Raw genomic sequence first — 18,506 nt, 5'->3', positions numbered from 1 at the left:
AACTAGATAATCGTATTGAAGAAGGCAAAAGAAGAACCGAGTATCGCCATTTTAGGTTTCAAACCTTTTAGGTTAAGTTAGAAAGGGCGCACGGTGGATGCCTTGGCACTAGGAGCCGATGAAGGACGGGACTAACACCGATATGCTTCGGGGAGCTGTAAGTAAGCATTGATCCGGAGATTTCCGAATGGGGAAACCCCCTATCCGTAATGGGATAGGATCCTAACCTGAATCCATAGGGTTAGGAGGGCAGACCCGGGGAACTGAAACATCTAAGTACCCGGAGGAAGAGAAAGCAAACGCGATTCCCTGAGTAGCGGCGAGCGAAACGGGAACAGCCCAAACCAAGAGGCTTGCCTCTTGGGGTTGTAGGACACTCTGTATGGAGTTACAAAGGAACGGAGTAGACGAAGAGGTCTGGAAAGGCCCGTCAGAGAAGGTAACAACCCTGTAGTTGAAACTTCGTTCCCTCCTCGAGTGGATCCTGAGTACGGCGGGACACGTGAAATCCCGTCGGAAGCAGGGAGGACCATCTCCCAAGGCTAAATACTCCCTAGTGACCGATAGTGAACCAGTACCGTGAGGGAAAGGTGAAAAGCACCCCGGGAGGGGAGTGAAAGAGAACCTGAAACCGTGTGCCTACAAGTAGTCAGAGCCCGTTAATGGGTGATGGCGTGCCTTTTGTAGAATGAACCGGCGAGTTACGGTCGCATGCGAGGTTAAGTTGAAAAGACGGAGCCGCAGCGAAAGCGAGTCTGAACAGGGCGAATGAGTATGCGGCCGTAGACCCGAAACCAGGTGATCTACCCATGTCCAGGGTGAAGTCCAGGTAACACTGGATGGAGGCCCGAACCCACGCACGTTGAAAAGTGCGGGGATGAGGTGTGGGTAGCGGAGAAATTCCAATCGAACTTGGAGATAGCTGGTTCTCTCCGAAATAGCTTTAGGGCTAGCCTCAAGTGCAAGAGTCTTGGAGGTAGAGCACTGTTTGGACTAGGGGCCCTCATCGGGTTACCGAATTCAGACAAACTCCGAATGCCAAAGACTTATCCTTGGGAGTCAGACTGCGAGTGATAAGATCCGCAGTCAAAAGGGAAACAGCCCAGACCGCCAGCTAAGGTCCCAAAGTATACGTTAAGTGGAAAAGGATGTGGAGTTGCTTAGACAACCAGGATGTTGGCTTAGAAGCAGCCACCATTTAAAGAGTGCGTAATAGCTCACTGGTCGAGTGACTCTGCGCCGAAAATGTACCGGGGCTAAACGTATCACCGAAGCTGTGGGTGGACACCGTCGGTGTCCGCGGTAGGAGAGCGTTCTAAGGGCGTTGAAGCCAGACCGGAAGGACTGGTGGAGCGCTTAGAAGTGAGAATGCCGGTATGAGTAGCGAAAGATGGGTGAGAATCCCATCCACCGAATGCCTAAGGTTTCCTGAGGAAGGCTCGTCCGCTCAGGGTTAGTCGGGACCTAAGCCGAGGCCGAAAGGCGTAGGCGATGGACAACAGGTTGATATTCCTGTACCACCTCTTTTCCGTTTGAGCGATGGGGGGACGCAGGAGGATAGGGCAAGCGCGCTGCTGGATTAGCGCGTCCAAGCAGTTAGGCCGCTGACGAGGCAAATCCCGTCAGCATCAGGCGGAGCTGTGACGGCGAGGGAAATATAGTACCGAAGTTCCTGATTCCACACTGCCAAGAAAAGCCTCTAGCGATGGAAAAGGTGCCCGTACCGCAAACCGACACAGGTAGGCGAGGAGAGAATCCTAAGGTGAGCGAGAGAACTCTCGTTAAGGAACTCGGCAAAATGACCCCGTAACTTCGGGAGAAGGGGTGCTTTTCTGGGTGCATAGCCCGGAAAAGCCGCAGTGAATAGGCCCAGGCGACTGTTTAGCAAAAACACAGGTCTCTGCGAAGCCGCAAGGCGAAGTATAGGGGCTGACGCCTGCCCGGTGCTGGAAGGTTAAGAGGAGGGGTTAGCTTACGCGAAGCTCTGAATCGAAGCCCCAGTAAACGGCGGCCGTAACTATAACGGTCCTAAGGTAGCGAAATTCCTTGTCGGGTAAGTTCCGACCCGCACGAAAGGCGTAACGATCTGGGCACTGTCTCAACGAGAGACTCGGTGAAATTATAGTACCTGTGAAGATGCAGGTTACCCGCGACAGGACGGAAAGACCCCGTGGAGCTTTACTGCAGCCTGATATTGAATTTTGGTACAGCTTGTACAGGATAGGTAGGAGCCTGAGAAGCCGGAGCGCCAGCTTCGGTGGAGGCGCCGGTGGGATACTACCCTGGCTGTATTGAAATTCTAACCCGCGCCCCTGATCGGGGCGGGAGACAGTGTCAGGCGGGCAGTTTGACTGGGGCGGTCGCCTCCTAAAAAGTAACGGAGGCGCCCAAAGGTTCCCTCAGAATGGTTGGAAATCATTCGCAGAGTGTAAAGGCATAAGGGAGCTTGACTGCGAGACCTACAAGTCGAGCAGGGACGAAAGTCGGGCTTAGTGATCCGGTGGTTCCGCATGGAAGGGCCATCGCTCAACGGATAAAAGCTACCCCGGGGATAACAGGCTTATCTCCCCCAAGAGTCCACATCGACGGGGAGGTTTGGCACCTCGATGTCGGCTCATCGCATCCTGGGGCTGTAGTCGGTCCCAAGGGTTGGGCTGTTCGCCCATTAAAGCGGTACGCGAGCTGGGTTCAGAACGTCGTGAGACAGTTCGGTCCCTATCCGTCGCGGGCGCAGGAAATTTGAGAGGAGCTGTCCTTAGTACGAGAGGACCGGGATGGACGCACCGCTGGTGTACCAGTTGTCTTGCCAAAGGCATCGCTGGGTAGCTATGTGCGGAAGGGATAAGTGCTGAAAGCATCTAAGCATGAAGCCCCCCTCGAGATGAGATTTCCCATAGCGTCAAGCTAGTAAGATCCCTGAAAGATGATCAGGTTGATAGGTCTGAGGTGGAAGCGTGGCGACACGTGGAGCTGACAGATACTAATCGATCGAGGACTTAACCTATAAGAAAGGTGGAGGTCGACTGTTTAGCCTCGACAAGTGCCGGAGCTTCTGGCGGAAAAGTCCTAAAGACTTTGACAGAAGAAGCGAAGCAACCTCGAGAGGCTAGGAGCCGGAACCGGACACCATTAAAACGATACTCAATCTTCCATCTTCTTCAATCATTATCTAGTTTTGAGAGAATGAAAATTCCTCTTGCAAAAATCAAAAAAGGCATTATAATAAAATATGTCTTTGATAACTTAGTCTGGTGGCGATGGCGAGAAGGCCACACCCGTTCCCATGCCGAACACGGAAGTTAAGCTTCTCAGCGCCGATGGTAGTTGGGGCACTGCCCCTGCGAGAGTAGGACGCTGCCAGGCTGAATATATAATATATGCAGTTGAGATGAAAAAACTGCAAGATGTACCGATCGAGATGAATCTTGTCTAAGCGTGCTGAGATTGGGATATTTATCTAAGCTGGACAAGCTTTAGGAAGTAATAATAATTATTCCGCAGTAGCTCAGTGGTAGAGCATTCGGCTGTTAACCGAACGGTCGTAGGTTCGAATCCTACCTGCGGAGCCATCTTTTTCATAAAGACTTTATGTCTTATGAGCTAAAGCAAATGCTTCCATAGCTCAGCAGGTAGAGCACTTCCATGGTAAGGAAGAGGTCACCGGTTCGAGCCCGGTTGGAAGCTCTCTGGAAATGATTGGTTTCGATTTTTGGCCCGTTGGTCAAGTGGTTAAGACACCGCCCTTTCACGGCGGTAACACGGGTTCGAATCCCGTACGGGTCACCATTTTTTTTGGAGGATTAGCTCAGCTGGGAGAGCACCTGCCTTACAAGCAGGGGGTCGGCGGTTCGATCCCGTCATCCTCCATCATGCCGGTGTAGCTCAATTGGCAGAGCAACTGACTTGTAATCAGTAGGTTGGGGGTTCGATTCCTCTCGCCGGCATCTCAAATTCGTATGGAGGGGTAGCGAAGTGGCTAAACGCGGCGGACTGTAAATCCGCTCCCTCAGGGTTCGGCGGTTCGAATCCGTCCCCCTCCACCATTACATATATTTCAAGAATATGGACAAGTTATAACTGTCCTTTTTATTATGAATTGAATCACATTAATGGGCTATAGCCAAGCGGTAAGGCAACGGACTTTGACTCCGTGATGCGCTGGTTCGAATCCAGCTAGCCCAGCCATTAATAGAGCCATTAGCTCAGTCGGTAGAGCATCTGACTTTTAATCAGAGGGTCGGAGGTTCGAGTCCTCCATGGCTCATCGAAAAAGAGTGCAAGTTATTGAAGTCCCTGCAAAAAATGTAGGGTCTTCATTCGATTCTGAATAATTAAATTGCGGAAGTAGTTCAGTGGTAGAATACCACCTTGCCAAGGTGGGGGTCGCGGGTTCGAGTCCCGTCTTCCGCTCCATTCGGGGCCTTAGCTCAGCTGGGAGAGCGCCTGCTTTGCACGCAGGAGGTCAGCGGTTCGATCCCGCTAGGCTCCACCAACCATCACACTAAATATGTTATTAAAGTTAAGCTTCAGACCTTATTTGGTTTGGGGCTTTTTTTATGGCTCTATACTATTTGTTGGGGTATAGACACATTTTCGTTTGGATAAAAAAATTAAGCTAAACAGAGAGCAACGATCAAATTTTTTATGATATTTGTTCTATACATTATAGAATAATTTTGTTATAATAATAGTAGAACAGTTAGGAGGTATTTTTTTTGTTCATTAAAATTGAACCGCATTCCGATATTCCTATTTATACACAATTATCGAATCAAATTATTAAAGGGATTGCCTGTGGAATATTGAAAAGCGGCAATTCGTTACCATCTGTTCGTTCGCTTGCAGCTGACCTTGGAGTAAATATGCATACCGTCAATAAAAGTTATCATGAGCTTGAGAAGAAAGGCTTTATTAAAATTGTTCCTAAGTCTGGGGCAATTATCAATTCTCCCGTTGGAGGTGAACAGCGAGAAGTTCATGTTGAACGAATAGTAAATGATTTTAGGCCCATCATTGCAGAAGCACTTGCTCTAGGGATGAATGCTGATGAAATACGCGAACTGACTTTATCTATCATTTCAGATATCCGGGGGGAGAAAAAATGATCTTACCGATCTTTCTAATCACAATTGGTTTTATCGTTATTTTGAATTCTGCTATTCCCTTTTTATTAAAACGAACAGTTGCTTTTGGCGTTACAATTCCTGAAGGACATACGGATAATCGGACAATTGCTTCTTATAAAAAAATTTACTCAACTACTACTCTTCTTGTCGGTTTAATTTTACTGGCTGCTTATTTCATATGGGCGAAAATTGTAAATCCTACTGAAGAAAGGCTCGTTTTAACCGGGTTGGCAATTCAGTTTTTTGTCATTTTTGTGAGCATGGGCCTTTACTTTTTGTTCCATGCGAAAACGACTCGACTGAAACGGGATAATAACTGGGGGGCAAATTTGAAGCAAATAAAAATCGCAGATATTGCAATTCGGACGAAAGACGAAATGCTCTCTGCATATGTATTCACAATACCGATGGTTATTACAATCGGCCTTATTGCTTATACAGCAATACAGTACGATAATATCCCTGACAAGATTCCAATGCATTGGGGAGCCGACGGACAACCGGACGCATTTACTACGAAAACACCATTTTCATCCATTTCTCTTCTCTGCGTCCTTCTCATTTTGCAGGCGATGATGCTCGGAATTAATGCAATCACTAAACAATCCGGTATTAATATAAGTGCGACAAGAAGCAATGCATCACGTGTACAGCAGTTGTTATTCAGGAAATATACGAGCTGGTTCATGTTCCTGTTAAGTGTCCTCTTAACTGTACTTTTTGGCTTTCTTCAACTAACGACAATACATGAAGATATTGGTAATGAAGTATTAATGCTTTCCATGCCGCTTGGTTTCTTATTGTTAATACTTATTGCTGCCGCAGTTTATGTGTTTAAAGTTGGTCAGAGCGGTTCACGTATTGATGTTGTACATGAAGACGAGCCGGTTTCCGGGATAACGGATGTTGACAACGATAAATATTGGAAAGCAGGAATTTTTTATGTAAACAAAGAAGATCCATCTATTTTCGTAGAAAAAAGATTCGGAGTTGGCTGGACAATCAATTTCGCTCACCCAATCGGTTATCTTATTCTGTTTGGTCCATTATTGCTCATTTTGCTCATCATTTTTCTTTTATGACGTACAAAACGGAACTTTATTTTCACATAAGAAATTTTATCCATCAAAAAAAAGCGTTACTTTTGCGAAGAAGCGTGTCAAAATAGTAACTTTTAAATCACAGGTTCATAATGAACCTGTGTTTTTGTAAGATAGCCCTTCTCAGCGTACAGCCAAATTGAAACCGTTTAAATCAGACTCTTTCGCTTATTTTCATAATTTCGTATATATATTCATATTTTTGTTGAGTTGAGTCATTTTTATGAAAACGGTTAAAATAGGTAAATAATCAGGATTGAGGAGGTATCTATGAATGAAAAAAATATCCATTATCGGCATGCCGATGGATTTAGGACAAATGAGGCGCGGTGTTGACATGGGTCCAAGCGCAATGCGTTACGCTGGAATAAATGAAAGGCTAAGAAACTTAAAGTATGAGATAGAAGATCTTGGAGATATCCCGATTGGGAGGCCGGAAGTTGTCAATCGATCAGATACGAACCTGCGCAACTTGGAGTTAGTAGCTGAAAAAAATGAAAAGCTGGCAGCGCAAGTTGATGAAGTTGTTAAATCAGGGGCATTTCCGCTAGTGCTTGGGGGCGACCACAGCATTGCGATTGGTACATTAGCCGGGGTTGCAAAACATTATAAGAAAATGGGTGTAATCTGGTATGATGCACACGGGGATTTAAACACAGCAGAGACTTCACCTTCAGGGAATATACATGGAATGCCTCTTGCAGTCAGCATAGGGCTGGGGCATCCAATGTTAACGGAAATTGGCGGCTACAGCCCTAAAGTAAAGCCGGAAAACATTGTGATCATTGGAGCCAGATCATTGGATGAGGGTGAGAGGGCTCTTATTAAAGAAAAGGGAATAAAAGTTTTTACCATGCATGAAATTGACAGGCTTGGCATGTCAAGAGTAATGGAAGAAACTATCAATTACCTGAAAGATAAAACGGATGGAGTGCATCTTTCGCTTGACTTGGATGGATTAGATCCAAGTGACGCCCCCGGAGTTGGAACACCTGTTAACGGCGGAATAACCTACCGGGAGAGCCACCTTGCGATGGAAATGCTTGCGGAAGCACAGCTCATCACTTCAGCAGAATTTGTCGAAGTCAATCCAATTCTTGATGATAAAAACAAAACTGCAACAGTTGCTGTTGCATTAATGGGATCTTTATTCGGTGAAAAACTTTTATAAATAATTATGAGGCTGACCAATAAATACTTGTATTCTACTCCCCCGTTTGCAGTTACTAAATATTGGAGAAACAATGATTATGTTTTCAATAAGTAGTAACTAAGGGTGCCCGGCTCTCAGTTTTTGGTCAGCCTCATTTTTTTGCGGTTAAGAGGTAATATCGGTTAAGGAGCCTGTCCAATTCTGTGCTTACTTCGATCACTTGCTGATTGGTCAAAGAAGAATGAGAAGCTAACTGTATCATTTTCCTTCGGTATTTTTCAATGTCTTCTAGTAATGTATTGATACACATAAAAAACTCCTCACTTCCTTCGTTATTTAGTCTTTTTATTCCCTGTGGAAAATATTTTAAACATACTTCAGTAAATTTTTGTTAATATAAAATTGGTTAAAAATTTTTATGTGAAAATTGAAACCCTTTCCGCTATCGATTCGTATATCGTATAGCCGCATTAGAGCGGAGGTAACCAATGGAAGAGATCGTAAAGAAAAGGATAAAAGAAGTAATAAAGGGCGACCAAAATGCTTATGGAGAAATCGTTGAACTTTATAAGGACAAGGTTTTTCAGCTTTGTTACAGGATGCTCGGAAACAGGCATGAATCAGAAGACATTGCTCAAGAAGCTTTTATTCGTGCATATGTGAATATTAACAGTTTCAATATAAATTTAAAGTTTTCCACGTGGCTTTACCGAATTGCCACAAACCTGTGTATCGATCGAATAAGAAAGAAAAAACCGGATTACTATTTGGATGCCGAAGTTTCGGGCACAGATGGGCTTACGATGTATTCTCAAATTGCGGCTGATACAGCTCTTCCTGAAGAGGAGCTTCAGAGTTTGGAGCTGCAGGAAACGATTCAAAAAGAAATTTCAAAACTACCCGAAAAATACAGGACGGCTATCGTATTAAGATATATTGAGGAACTTTCGCTTAATGAAATCAGCGAAATTTTGGATCTTCCGCTGGGAACGGTTAAAACAAGAATTCACAGAGGGAGAGAAGCGTTGAGACAACAGTTGCGATATGTTTAATGAGAGGGTGAGAGCTTTGAGTTGTCCAGCAGAGATTATTGAATATATGCATGAATACTTAGATGAAGTGATCTCAGCCGAGAATGAAAAAATATTAAGAGAACATTTACAAACATGCAAAGATTGTCAAACGCACTTTCATGAATTAAAAAAAGCAATTGCTCTTGTGCAGAGCACTTCCAATATAAAGGCACCTCCCAATCTTACTGCAAATGTGATGGCAAGATTGCCAAAGGAAAAGAAAAAAATTGGAGTGCAGCGCTGGTTCCGTCATCACCCTTTATTAACAGCTGCCTCTTTATTTTTCGTTTTAATGGTGGGAAGCCTTTTCTCAGCATGGAATGATCATCAATTTTCCGTGTCAAAGCAGCCTAATCTTAAGGTTGAAAATACTACAGTGATTGTCCCAAAAGGCGAAGTAGTTAAGGGAGATGTCGTTGTAAAGAATGGAACTTTAAAAATTGAAGGTGAAATACAGGGGAATGTGACAGTAATAAATGGAGATAAGTATCTTGCATCTGCCGGCCATGTTACAGGAGAGATTACGGAAGTTAATGAAATATACGAATGGTTATGGTTCCAAATAAAGAAAACAGGCAAAGATCTTATTAATATATTTGATGAAGAAAATGACAAAATTTAAAGCCACTCGAATAAGGGTGGCTGATTTTTTTAAAACCAGCTTCAGCAGTAAATTATTAAGAAACCATAGAGCCGTATTATTCCTAAAAGCCTTTTGATTTATGGTATAATATGAGGGTTACATACGATACTTAAGCGGCTTCCGCTTTTTAATAAATTTATGGGGGAAGTACAATGCCGTTTTTTGATATACCAATACTAGAATTATTGGCAAATACTGTGGATATTCTCCTTGTATGGTACGTTATTTATAAATTGATTATGGTTATACGGGGAACGAAAGCCGTTCAACTGCTAAAAGGAATTTTTGTCATCCTCCTCGTAAAAATTATTAGCGATCTTTTATATTTAAAAGCATTAAGTTGGATGATGGAACAAGCTTTAACATGGGGATTTTTGGCTATCATAATTATTTTCCAGCCTGAACTTCGAAGGGCGCTTGAGCAGCTTGGAAGAGGCAAGTTATTTTCAAGAAGCGGAACACCTGAAGAAGAAGAGCAGGAAAAAGTGGTGGAGGCGATTATAAAAGCGACAGATTATATGGCAAAGCGGCGTATAGGAGCGTTGATTTCAATTGAACGAGAAACAGGGATGAGTGACTACATTGAGACAGGAATCCAGTTAAATTCAAAAATCTCTTCTGAATTGCTGATTAATATTTTTATTCCAAATACTCCTTTGCATGACGGGGCTGTTATTATACAAAAACATAGTGTTGCCGCAGCAGCATGCTATTTGCCGTTATCGGAGAGCCCATTCATCTCCAAAGAATTAGGTACCCGTCATCGCGCCGCACTTGGAATCAGCGAAGTGACAGACAGTGTAACAGTCGTTGTCTCAGAGGAAACAGGCAGCGTGTCTTTAACGAAAAACGGGGAGCTGCATCGTGATTTGTCTCCTGAAAAGTTTAAAGAACTGATGAGAAGTGAATTGTTGTCACAAACGAGAACAAAACAAGCTTCTTCAGCCCGATGGAACTGGAGGGTGAATAAAAGTGATTGATAGACTGATGGATAACCGCTGGTTTTTGAAAATTATTTCCCTTGTTTTGGCTGTGTTATTGTTTTCATCTGTTCCGGATATGGAAAGAGCGACAGATGAAAATGTTCCTTCTCAAAACAATGTTGAGACAATCACAGATGTGCCTGTAAAAAGCTATTATGATACAGAAAATCTCGTAGTGTCAGGGGTGCCTGATACAGTGAAAGTTACGATTCAAGGCCCCAAAAACATCGTCCAAATGACAAAATCGCTTAGAAACTTTGAAGTGTTCATAGACTTGTCAGATGCGGAAATCGGCACTCAGCGAGTCCCCATCCAGATACGGGATATTTCCGACAAACTGAAGGCTACAGTGGAGCCAAATTATGCCGATGTGACTGTTCAGGAACGAGTAACGAAGGAATTTAAAGTAGATGCAGAATTCAACAAAAAATTATTAGATGATGGCTATGTTTCCGAGGAGCCAGTCGTTGAACCGAAAAAGGTAAAAATTACGGGTGCAAAGGATGTAATTGAAAGAATTAGCTTTGTCATAGCTACTCTTGATATTGGGGGCTCTATAAACAGTACGGTGACAAGAGAAGCAACTGTTCAAGTACTTGACAAGGAATTAAACAAGCTTGATGTCATTGTTGATCCTGAAGCTGTTACAGTGACAGTGCCAGTAAAAAGCTCTAGTAAAACTGTACCGATCAAAATCGTCCAAAAAGGAACCCCTCCTGAAGGAGTTTCTATAAATTCTATATTTATTGATGTAAAGGAAGCAACAATTTTGGCAAAACCGGAAAATTTGGGTCAAACAGAAAGTGTTAGAGTAGAGGTAGATGTAAGCAATATACAAAAAGATACGGAATTGACAGTGCCAGTCATTATTTCAGAAGGGATATCAAAAGTTGATCCGGAAACGGTAAAAGTCAGGATTAATGTAGATGTTAAAAAAGCAAATGAGAATAAAGAAGAGGAAAAAATACTGTCAAACCTACCTATAAAAACGGAAGGCCTTAACGAAAATTATGAGGTAGCATTTCTTGATCCTGCTTCTGCTGCTGCCAATTTGACCATAATAGGATCAAGCGACATAATCAAAACGTTAAGTGAAGATGATTTTAGTCTATTTATTAATGCAGCCAACCTCTCAAAAGGAAATCATGAGCTCGATATACAAGTTAAAGGCCCAAATAATGTGAAATGGAAGCTTGCAAAAGAAACAGCAAAAATTTCAATTACGGAAAAAGAATAAGCTTAAGAAAGCAATTATTCGATGAAGGAGAGATTCTTGAAATGGGAAAATATTTCGGGACTGATGGAGTACGCGGAGTAGCCAACAGTGAATTGACACCGGAACTTGCTTTTAAATTAGGGCGTTTTGGAGGATACGTACTAACAAAAGATAAAGAACGTCCCAAGGTGCTTATTGGACGGGATACACGTATTTCTGGACATATGCTTGAAGGTGCTCTTGTAGCCGGATTATTATCAATCGGGGCAGAGGTGATGCGGCTCGGTGTTATATCTACTCCTGGAGTAGCGTATTTGACAAAAGCTCTAGGTGCACAGGCTGGAGTCATGATATCCGCTTCCCACAACCCGGTAGCCGATAATGGAATAAAGTTTTTTGGACCGGATGGATTTAAGCTCTCTGATGAACAAGAGCGTGAAATTGAAAAGTTGCTGGATCTTGAAGAAGACAATCTGCCTAGACCGATAGGAGCAGACCTCGGGCAAGTCAATGATTACTTTGAAGGCGGACAAAAATATCTGCAATATTTGAAACAAACAGTAGACGAGGATTTTTCAGGAATTCATATTGCCTTGGATTGTGCACATGGGGCTACCTCTTCACTGGCAACGCATTTGTTTGCTGATCTTGATGCAGACCTTTCTACGATGGGCGCATCGCCTAATGGCCTTAATATTAACGACGGAGTAGGCTCGACCCATCCGAAAGCTCTTGCTTCGTTTGTAATAGAAAAAGGTGCCGATGTTGGTCTTGCATTTGATGGAGATGGAGACCGCTTGATTGCAATTGATGAGAATGGAAATATCGTAGACGGCGACCAAATCATGTACATATGCGGAAAATACATGAAAGAACAAGGCCGGTTAAAGCATTCAACAGTCGTATCTACTGTAATGAGCAATCTCGGCTTTTATAAGGCGCTTGAAACTCTTGGAATTGAAAGTGTCCAAACCGCTGTTGGCGACCGTTACGTAGTAGAGGAAATGAAGAAAAACGGATATAACCTGGGAGGAGAACAATCAGGACATATCATTTTCCTTGATTACAACACAACAGGAGATGGCCTGCTAACAGGATTGCAGCTTGTCAATATTATGAAAATGACACAGAAACCTTTATCGGAACTGGCAGGAGAAATGAAGAAATTCCCGCAAATGCTTGTTAATGTAAGGGTTGCGGATAAACATCACGTAACTGATAATGAAAAAGTCAAAAAAGTAATTGAGCAAATAGAAAATGAAATGAACGGCAACGGACGTATTCTTGTCCGTCCGTCCGGAACGGAGCCTCTAGTAAGGATTATGGCAGAAGCGCCAACAGAAGATTTGTGCCATGAATATGTAAACCGCATTGCTTTAGTTGTGAAAGAGGAAAAGGGGATAACAGAGTAATGTCAAGATATGCATAGGGGAACGTTCCGAATCCCTTATGCATATTTTTTATTATAGGAAAAAGAGTATCCGGAAATAAGGGTATAATTGCCTATTAATAGCAATTTTGATTGACGAATTGTTTATCAATGTTGTATGATAATCATGTTTATTCAAAAATAGAAAGGTGGGCAGTTAGAAAATATTTTAAAAGCGCCAGAACTAATCCGGAAAACGTGCGGATTAGTTGACGAGGAGGAGGTTTATCGAACATTCGGCGGATGCCTCCCGGTTGAAAGCACAACCGAAAAATCTCTTCTTTAAAACATTGAGGCAACTCAATGGACAAAGAGAAGGGAATGCTATTATTAAGCAGGTTAGAAGTTTGGAACAAGTTATCCGGCTTCCTGCCTTTGAAAAAACAGAGATAAGGGGGCAAGTTTGCCCCCAAGGCTTCTTGCCCCCTTGAGTAAAGGGAGGAACAGAAGTTTATGTGTGGAATTGTTGGATATATCGGAAATAATGATTCAAAAGAAATTTTATTAAAGGGCTTGGAGAAGCTTGAGTATAGAGGTTATGATTCAGCAGGAATTGCCGTTATGAATGAAAACGTCGTTCATGTTTTCAAAGAAAAAGGCCGCATTGCTGATTTGCGGAGCATTGTGGATGAAACGGTATCTGCAAATATAGGAATCGGCCATACACGATGGGCAACTCATGGCGTTCCAAGCAAAAGTAATGCACATCCCCATCAAAGCGCATCCGGTCGTTTTACCATTGTGCATAACGGGGTAATCGAAAACTATGATATCTTAAAGCGCGAGTACTTGATGGATGTTCCTTTAAAGAGTGATACTGATACGGAGATTATCGTTCAACTGATTGAACTGTTCGTGAATGATGGATTAAACACAGAAGAAGCGTTCCGCAAAACGCTCACTCTATTAAAGGGTTCTTATGCACTTGCCCTTTTAGATAAACAAAACAATGAAACGATTTTTGTTGCAAAAAATAAAAGCCCGCTTCTTGTAGGTCTTGGTGACGGATTCAACGTAGCAGCGAGCGATGCGATGGCAATGCTTCAAGTTACGAACCGGTTTGTGGAATTAATGGACAAAGAAATGGTTATCGTAACAAAGAATGAAGTAACAATCCTAAAATTAAATGGAGACGTAGTGAAACGTGATCCGTTTATTGCTGAGCTTGATGCAAGTGACATCGAAAAGGGAACATACCCTTACTATATGTTAAAAGAGATTGATGAGCAGCCGCTCGTGGTTCGTAAAATCATTCAAAATTACCAAGACAAACAAGGAAGCTTAACAATTGACAGGAAAATTATTGATGCAATGAACGATGCCGACCGCATCTATATAATTGCGGCAGGCACTTCTTATCACGCAGGCCTCATCGGAAAGCAGTATATTGAAAAGTTGGCAAAAATTCCGGTTGAAGTTCATATTGCGAGCGAATTTGGCTACAATATGCCAATGCTTTCTGATAAACCGCTGTTTATCTTTATTTCTCAAAGTGGTGAAACGGCTGACAGCCGTGCCGTACTTGTTGAAATTAAAAAAATGGGCTACAAAGCTCTTACCATTACAAATGTTCCGGGTTCTACGCTTTCACGTGAAGCAGATTACACATTGCTGCTCCATGCCGGACCGGAAATTGCCGTTGCCTCAACAAAAGCGTATACCGCTCAAATTGTAGTACTCGCGATTTTAGCAGAAGTAACTGCAAAGAGCCGTGGAATTATGCTTGACTTTGATCTTGTCCACGAGCTTGGCATTGTGGCAAATGCTATGGAAATCCTTTGTAATGAAAAAGATGAGTTTGAAGAAATCGCCCGTGAATATTTAGCGACAACAAGAAACTGTTTCTTTATCGGACGCGGAATTGATTTCTATGTAGGGCTAGAAGGTGCATTAAAGCTGAAAGAAATCTCTTACATCCAAGCGGAAGGTTTTGCGGGCGGTGAGTTAAAGCACGGAACAATCGCTTTGATTGAAAAAGGCACTCCTGTTATTGCCCTAGCAACTCAAGGCAGGGTAAACTTAAGCATCCGCGGCAACGTAAAAGAGGTCGTAGCCCGCGGTGCAAACCCATGCATCATCTCCATGAAAGGACTTGAAACAGAAGAAGACCGCTTCGTTGTTCCGGAAGCGCATGAACTATTAACACCTCTTATCTCTGTTATTCCGCTGCAATTTATTGCTTATTATGCAGCATTACACCGCGGCTGTGACGTTGATAAGCCAAGAAATTTGGCGAAATCAGTTACAGTTGAATAAGATCGATTGGGATCTTTAGTAGTTGTGTAGATTTGAAAGAAAGTCGAGATATTTATAAAAAAGATGCGATTTTTAAAATAAAGTCGCAACTTTTATAAAAAAGTTGCGACGCTTCACCCCTTCGGATATGGTTTGTCTTAAGGGGTCTTTTTATGGTTAAAAGGAAATGAACATCTGATGTTGAAAAGCAGGTTAAGGAACTGTTGGCTGAATATAAAGTTGTTCCGTTAAAGGGCCATTTAATTGAGTAAAATGTTTTAGGCTAACAACGATTTCTTTAAATAAGTCACCCTGAATCTAAGTACATTCCCTAAACATAGTACATAGGATAATTTTATAAATCTGTGAAGGGAATGAGAAAAATGTACTATGTTTCTTATATGTATCCATATCCTTATTATGTTAACGCACCAATGTATAATTATGGAAGACAACCTGTTTACTGGACTATTCCTAATGAGATAGGGCATGCTAAGCGATTGGGTTTTTTACAATCATCAAAGGGAAGAGATAAAATTAAGTTAAAAGATTATGGACCAGAACCGTTTGCAGTTAATATCAATGAGGCTACGAAGCAAAACAATACGTATCGTACCGTTTTATGGACAGGAAATCATTTGCAAGTTACATTGATGAGTATCAATGTTGGCGAAGATATTGGTTTGGAAATTCACCCTAACGTTGATCAATTTTTACGTATTGAACAAGGTAAAGGGATTGTTCAAATGGGAAAGAGTAAAGATAATTTAAACTTTGAAAGAAAAGTCTATGATGACTCTGCTATTATGATACCTGCTGGAACATGGCACAATGTAACCAATACAGGTAATATCCCTCTAAAACTGTACTCGATATATGCACCTCCACAACATCCACATGGTACTGTACATGTAACAAAAGCCGATGCCATGGCAATTGAATAAAACTACTGTGAGTAATAAAAAGAAAACGTTGTTGCAAAATTATATAATTAGAATTTTTCTTACGAAATTAGATAACTATTTTGTAATTATTTTATTTGTTTGTTATTTAATTAACGGGCGCCTTTCTTTAATAAGGCGTCTTTTTGTATTGGGCCATATTTCAGAATAAGATAAGGAAATATTAGAAAGTAAATTGAAACCTAAATTGCAATATTAAATGCAACACATGATGATAACCCTGTAAACCGTTGTCGAACATGAAAATTAACTGATATAGGACTCACTCCGCAATAACTAAGAATAAAATAACACAATTTTATCTTGACAAAAAATTTTTTATATGTTATAATAAAATATTTTGGTGTTGACTAATAACCATTTGGCGTGATAAAAATAGATAGTGGAAACAAATTCCTTTTCTATTTAAAGGAATACTTAATTTATTAAGGGAGGAAATTGGCAACTGAAGACTAAAGACAAAGTAGAAATTTTAGAATTAAAAATTGAAGCTTTTGGAACTAAAACAACGTTTCATCCAACTTTGGTATGGGATGACGAGTCTGCTATGTTAATTGATGCGGGAATGCCTGAGCAATTTGAACAGATCTTAAATGGGATGAACAAAGCTGGTGTTTCTTTTGATAAATTGAAAGCAGTAATACTTACACATCAGGATCTTGATACAAATAGATATATACGCCCATGAGCTTGATAAACCTTATATTGAAGGTACCTACCTTACATCTAATGAATTCGGACCCTAAAAGAATGACCAAGGAACAATGGGAAGCATTTCCTGAACAAATCAAAGATTTATACTCGCAGCCCCCGAAAATTAAGGTCACTAAAACCTTAAAAGACAATCAATTTCTCCCTATTTGTGGTGGAATTAAGGTAATTTCTACTCCGGGACATACACCAGGACATATTTCACTTTATTTAGAAGAAAGCAAAATACTTTTTGCCGGTGATGCTATGGTTTGTTCAAATGGAATATTAAAAGGACCTGTTAAGCAGACCACTCATATTTAAGTTGAGCTTAGGAAATATATTATAAAATAATAGCTTTTTAGATTATAAATACGACCTTGCAAAAAAAGGAGAAACAAATGGAAAAACTACCTTGTAAGGGTTGCAAAGGCTTGTGCTGTGGCCCTGTTGCTATAACAGAAATTGAATTAAAAAGAATTAAAAAAAAGATTAAAAGCATGCCACGAAAGACACTTGAAGAATTAGAAAAACAAAATAGATTCCATGGAACGTGCATTTTCTATGATATCGAAAAAGACCGTTGCGGAATTTACTCAGTTCGTCCCAAAGCTTGCAGCATGTTTGGATTTTATAAAGGGATGGCATGTTTTCGTAAACCTGAATTAGCAACTAAACATATGATATATAATGATACACCTGTAGGAATCCTTTCCATTGATTTTACTTGGATCGACTTTAAATGAAAACTCTCCTATTAACTTTTAGCAAAACCATTTGTACCAGAAGTTATTTCCTATATTCACTAGGATTTATCTGGTATTTTTTTGAAAGAGGGCTATGATTACTAATTTGGGGTAATCTTTAAAAACTATTGCAAGTTAAATGAAAGACTTGACCTACCTGCCACTCCATATAAAGTTGCCCGGAGAAAGTCCTGTCATCTTAGTTTCATGAACATCGGTTTACATGGTTTCATCATGTGTTGCATTTAATATTGCAATTTAGGCTTATTTTTGAAGTGATAAAGTACCTTAAATAAAAAGGGTATTCGGATCAGAATGTTGAAGCAAGATATTGTCAATCCAGTTATGGTAAAATATTACTTGAAGAAAGGGGTATTCTTTTATGGACAATTTAAGAACCATCTTGCAAGAGAGTGGAGTTCAATTCGAAATTATACATCACGAAAAACAGATTCGTACAGCACAGGAAGGTGCGGATTATTTTGGAATTGAAATAGGTCAGACAGCACCCACATTAGTTCTTAAGTCAGGAAAAGGCTGTTTTGCGATGATTGTTTCTGGTAGTCGTGGGCGTATAAATTTGGAAGAAGTGTCGGGAATTTTAGGATGCAATCAATTGAAAATGGCAACCCCAAAAGAAGTCCAACAGATAACTGGATACACTGTTGGTAGTGTCTCTTTAGTGCTTTCTTTGCCTTGTATCGTAGATAGAGGACTTTTCCACTATCCATTTATTTACGGTGGTACGGGAGAACCAACATCGACATTGAAAATTATCCCGAATGCTTTAGAAAAATTAAATCAAGTTGTTGCATTTTTGGATTAAGGTGTTGTGAAGGGGTAATTGAACCTATTTCAACACGATATTCCGAATTTTCAATAAAAATAATTCCTAAACCGAAGGTTTACTGACGCCAATCCAGCCGCCTTCGGTCTTATTTATGCCTGAAAAAGAGCCAGAAAAAGCTTGAAAAAAAACCCGATAAAAAGGTCATAAAAGCAAGGATGACAAGGAAGTGAAATGAATAAGGGAGAAGGGAAAAAGAGTTAATGGGCGTAGTTCTAAATTGCAAAAAACTTGTGATATTACCGAAACTGTAGCAAGCTATTGCGGTTGTATTAGATTTTTAAGTCAAACAGCCCTAACTTT

At 41.2% G+C, this 18,506-nt stretch carries 16 protein-coding genes, 10 tRNA genes and 2 rRNA genes; 26 read left to right on the top strand and 2 right to left on the bottom strand.

The window, feature by feature from the left end:
• Positions 1–70: 70 nt before the first annotated feature.
• The 15 genes from PB1_RS06115 to rocF all read left to right on the top strand — a co-directional run bounded on the left by PB1_RS06115 (position 71) and on the right by rocF (position 7,397).
• Positions 71–3,004: ribosomal RNA gene (locus PB1_RS06115) — 23S ribosomal RNA — on the top strand.
• Positions 3,005–3,247: 243 nt separating this feature from the next.
• Positions 3,248–3,363, top strand: a 5S ribosomal RNA gene (gene rrf, locus PB1_RS06110).
• A 131-nt stretch (positions 3,364–3,494) separates the two neighbouring features.
• Positions 3,495–3,569 (top strand) — tRNA-Asn (locus PB1_RS06105).
• A 42-nt stretch (positions 3,570–3,611) separates the two neighbouring features.
• Positions 3,612–3,684, top strand: a tRNA-Thr gene (locus tag PB1_RS06100).
• Between the two features lie 27 nt (positions 3,685–3,711).
• Positions 3,712–3,786: transfer RNA gene (locus PB1_RS06095), tRNA-Glu, on the top strand.
• 8 nt (positions 3,787–3,794) lie between these two features.
• Positions 3,795–3,867 (top strand) — tRNA-Val (locus PB1_RS06090).
• A 4-nt stretch (positions 3,868–3,871) separates the two neighbouring features.
• Positions 3,872–3,944, top strand: a tRNA-Thr gene (locus PB1_RS06085).
• 14 nt (positions 3,945–3,958) lie between these two features.
• A tRNA-Tyr gene (locus PB1_RS06080) sits at positions 3,959–4,043 on the top strand.
• 67 nt (positions 4,044–4,110) lie between these two features.
• A tRNA-Gln gene (locus tag PB1_RS06075) sits at positions 4,111–4,185 on the top strand.
• Positions 4,186–4,191: 6 nt separating this feature from the next.
• A tRNA-Lys gene (locus tag PB1_RS06070) sits at positions 4,192–4,264 on the top strand.
• Between the two features lie 74 nt (positions 4,265–4,338).
• A tRNA-Gly gene (locus tag PB1_RS06065) sits at positions 4,339–4,413 on the top strand.
• A 3-nt stretch (positions 4,414–4,416) separates the two neighbouring features.
• Positions 4,417–4,492 (top strand) — tRNA-Ala (locus tag PB1_RS06060).
• A 223-nt stretch (positions 4,493–4,715) separates the two neighbouring features.
• The gene (locus tag PB1_RS06055) at positions 4,716–5,105 is read left to right on the top strand and encodes a GntR family transcriptional regulator (RefSeq protein WP_003351386.1); all 390 of its coding nucleotides are present in this window, start codon (positions 4,716–4,718) and stop codon (positions 5,103–5,105) included.
• On the top strand, positions 5,102–6,208 hold the full coding sequence (locus PB1_RS06050) for a DUF1648 domain-containing protein (protein WP_003351385.1): 1,107 nt from the start codon (positions 5,102–5,104) through the stop codon (positions 6,206–6,208). Before PB1_RS06055 ends, PB1_RS06050 begins: the two co-directional genes overlap by 4 nt.
• 292 nt (positions 6,209–6,500) lie before the next feature.
• Positions 6,501–7,397 (top strand): arginase, encoded by an 897-nt coding sequence (gene rocF, locus PB1_RS06045; RefSeq protein WP_003351384.1) that lies wholly within the window; start codon positions 6,501–6,503, stop codon positions 7,395–7,397.
• 133 nt (positions 7,398–7,530) lie between these two features.
• On the opposite strand, the gene PB1_RS16910 is transcribed toward rocF, so the two are convergent.
• Positions 7,531–7,689 carry an aspartyl-phosphate phosphatase Spo0E family protein gene (locus tag PB1_RS16910; protein WP_003351383.1) on the bottom strand — a complete coding sequence of 53 codons (159 nt, stop codon included), beginning with the start codon at positions 7,687–7,689 and terminating at the stop codon, positions 7,531–7,533.
• Positions 7,690–7,867: 178 nt separating this feature from the next.
• On the opposite strand from PB1_RS16910, the gene sigW reads away from it, so the two are divergent.
• From sigW to glmM, 5 genes are all read left to right on the top strand, one after another.
• Entirely contained in the window at positions 7,868–8,431 is a 564-nt protein-coding gene (gene sigW / locus PB1_RS06040; RefSeq protein WP_003351382.1) for an RNA polymerase sigma factor SigW, read from the top strand.
• Positions 8,432–8,447: 16 nt separating this feature from the next.
• Positions 8,448–9,074 carry an anti-sigma factor family protein gene (locus PB1_RS06035; protein ID WP_003351381.1) on the top strand — a complete coding sequence of 209 codons (627 nt, stop codon included), beginning with the start codon at positions 8,448–8,450 and terminating at the stop codon, positions 9,072–9,074.
• Positions 9,075–9,247: 173 nt separating this feature from the next.
• On the top strand, positions 9,248–10,075 hold the full coding sequence (gene cdaA, locus PB1_RS06030; RefSeq protein WP_003351380.1) for a diadenylate cyclase CdaA: 828 nt from the start codon (positions 9,248–9,250) through the stop codon (positions 10,073–10,075).
• Entirely contained in the window at positions 10,068–11,315 is a 1,248-nt protein-coding gene (locus PB1_RS06025; protein WP_003351379.1) for a CdaR family protein, read from the top strand. The genes cdaA and PB1_RS06025 overlap by 8 nt, the downstream gene beginning before the upstream one ends.
• Before the next feature lie 41 nt (positions 11,316–11,356).
• On the top strand, positions 11,357–12,706 hold the full coding sequence (gene glmM, locus PB1_RS06020; protein ID WP_003351377.1) for a phosphoglucosamine mutase: 1,350 nt from the start codon (positions 11,357–11,359) through the stop codon (positions 12,704–12,706).
• Between the two features lie 148 nt (positions 12,707–12,854).
• On the opposite strand, the gene PB1_RS17425 is transcribed toward glmM, so the two are convergent.
• The gene (locus PB1_RS17425; RefSeq protein ID WP_155816397.1) at positions 12,855–13,136 is read right to left on the bottom strand and encodes a hypothetical protein; all 282 of its coding nucleotides are present in this window, start codon (positions 13,134–13,136) and stop codon (positions 12,855–12,857) included.
• Positions 13,137–13,176: 40 nt separating this feature from the next.
• On the opposite strand from PB1_RS17425, the gene glmS reads away from it, so the two are divergent.
• The 6 genes from glmS (at position 13,177) to PB1_RS05990 (ending at position 18,182) form a co-directional block, all read left to right on the top strand.
• On the top strand, positions 13,177–14,979 hold the full coding sequence (gene glmS / locus PB1_RS06015) for a glutamine--fructose-6-phosphate transaminase (isomerizing) (RefSeq protein WP_003351374.1): 1,803 nt from the start codon (positions 13,177–13,179) through the stop codon (positions 14,977–14,979).
• Positions 14,980–15,341: 362 nt separating this feature from the next.
• Positions 15,342–15,902 (top strand): cupin domain-containing protein, encoded by a 561-nt coding sequence (locus tag PB1_RS06010; protein ID WP_003351373.1) that lies wholly within the window; start codon positions 15,342–15,344, stop codon positions 15,900–15,902.
• Positions 15,903–16,467: 565 nt separating this feature from the next.
• Entirely contained in the window at positions 16,468–16,608 is a 141-nt protein-coding gene (locus tag PB1_RS18545) for an MBL fold metallo-hydrolase (RefSeq protein ID WP_003351372.1), read from the top strand.
• A 62-nt stretch (positions 16,609–16,670) separates the two neighbouring features.
• Positions 16,671–16,934 carry an MBL fold metallo-hydrolase gene (locus tag PB1_RS18540; RefSeq protein ID WP_155816396.1) on the top strand — a complete coding sequence of 88 codons (264 nt, stop codon included), beginning with the start codon at positions 16,671–16,673 and terminating at the stop codon, positions 16,932–16,934.
• Between the two features lie 77 nt (positions 16,935–17,011).
• Positions 17,012–17,356, top strand: a complete 345-nt coding sequence (locus PB1_RS05995; RefSeq protein ID WP_003351370.1) for a YkgJ family cysteine cluster protein — start codon at positions 17,012–17,014, stop codon at positions 17,354–17,356.
• A gap of 382 nt (positions 17,357–17,738) precedes the next feature.
• Positions 17,739–18,182, top strand: coding sequence for an aminoacyl-tRNA deacylase (locus PB1_RS05990; protein WP_003351368.1), 444 nt, complete (start codon positions 17,739–17,741; stop codon positions 18,180–18,182).
• Positions 18,183–18,506 lie beyond the last annotated feature (324 nt).

It is taken from the genome of Bacillus methanolicus PB1, assembly GCF_000262755.1.
Classification (GTDB): Bacteria; Bacillota; Bacilli; order Bacillales; family Cytobacillaceae; genus Bacillus_Z; species Bacillus_Z methanolicus.
This window is presented reverse-complemented; position numbering and strand designations above follow the sequence as displayed.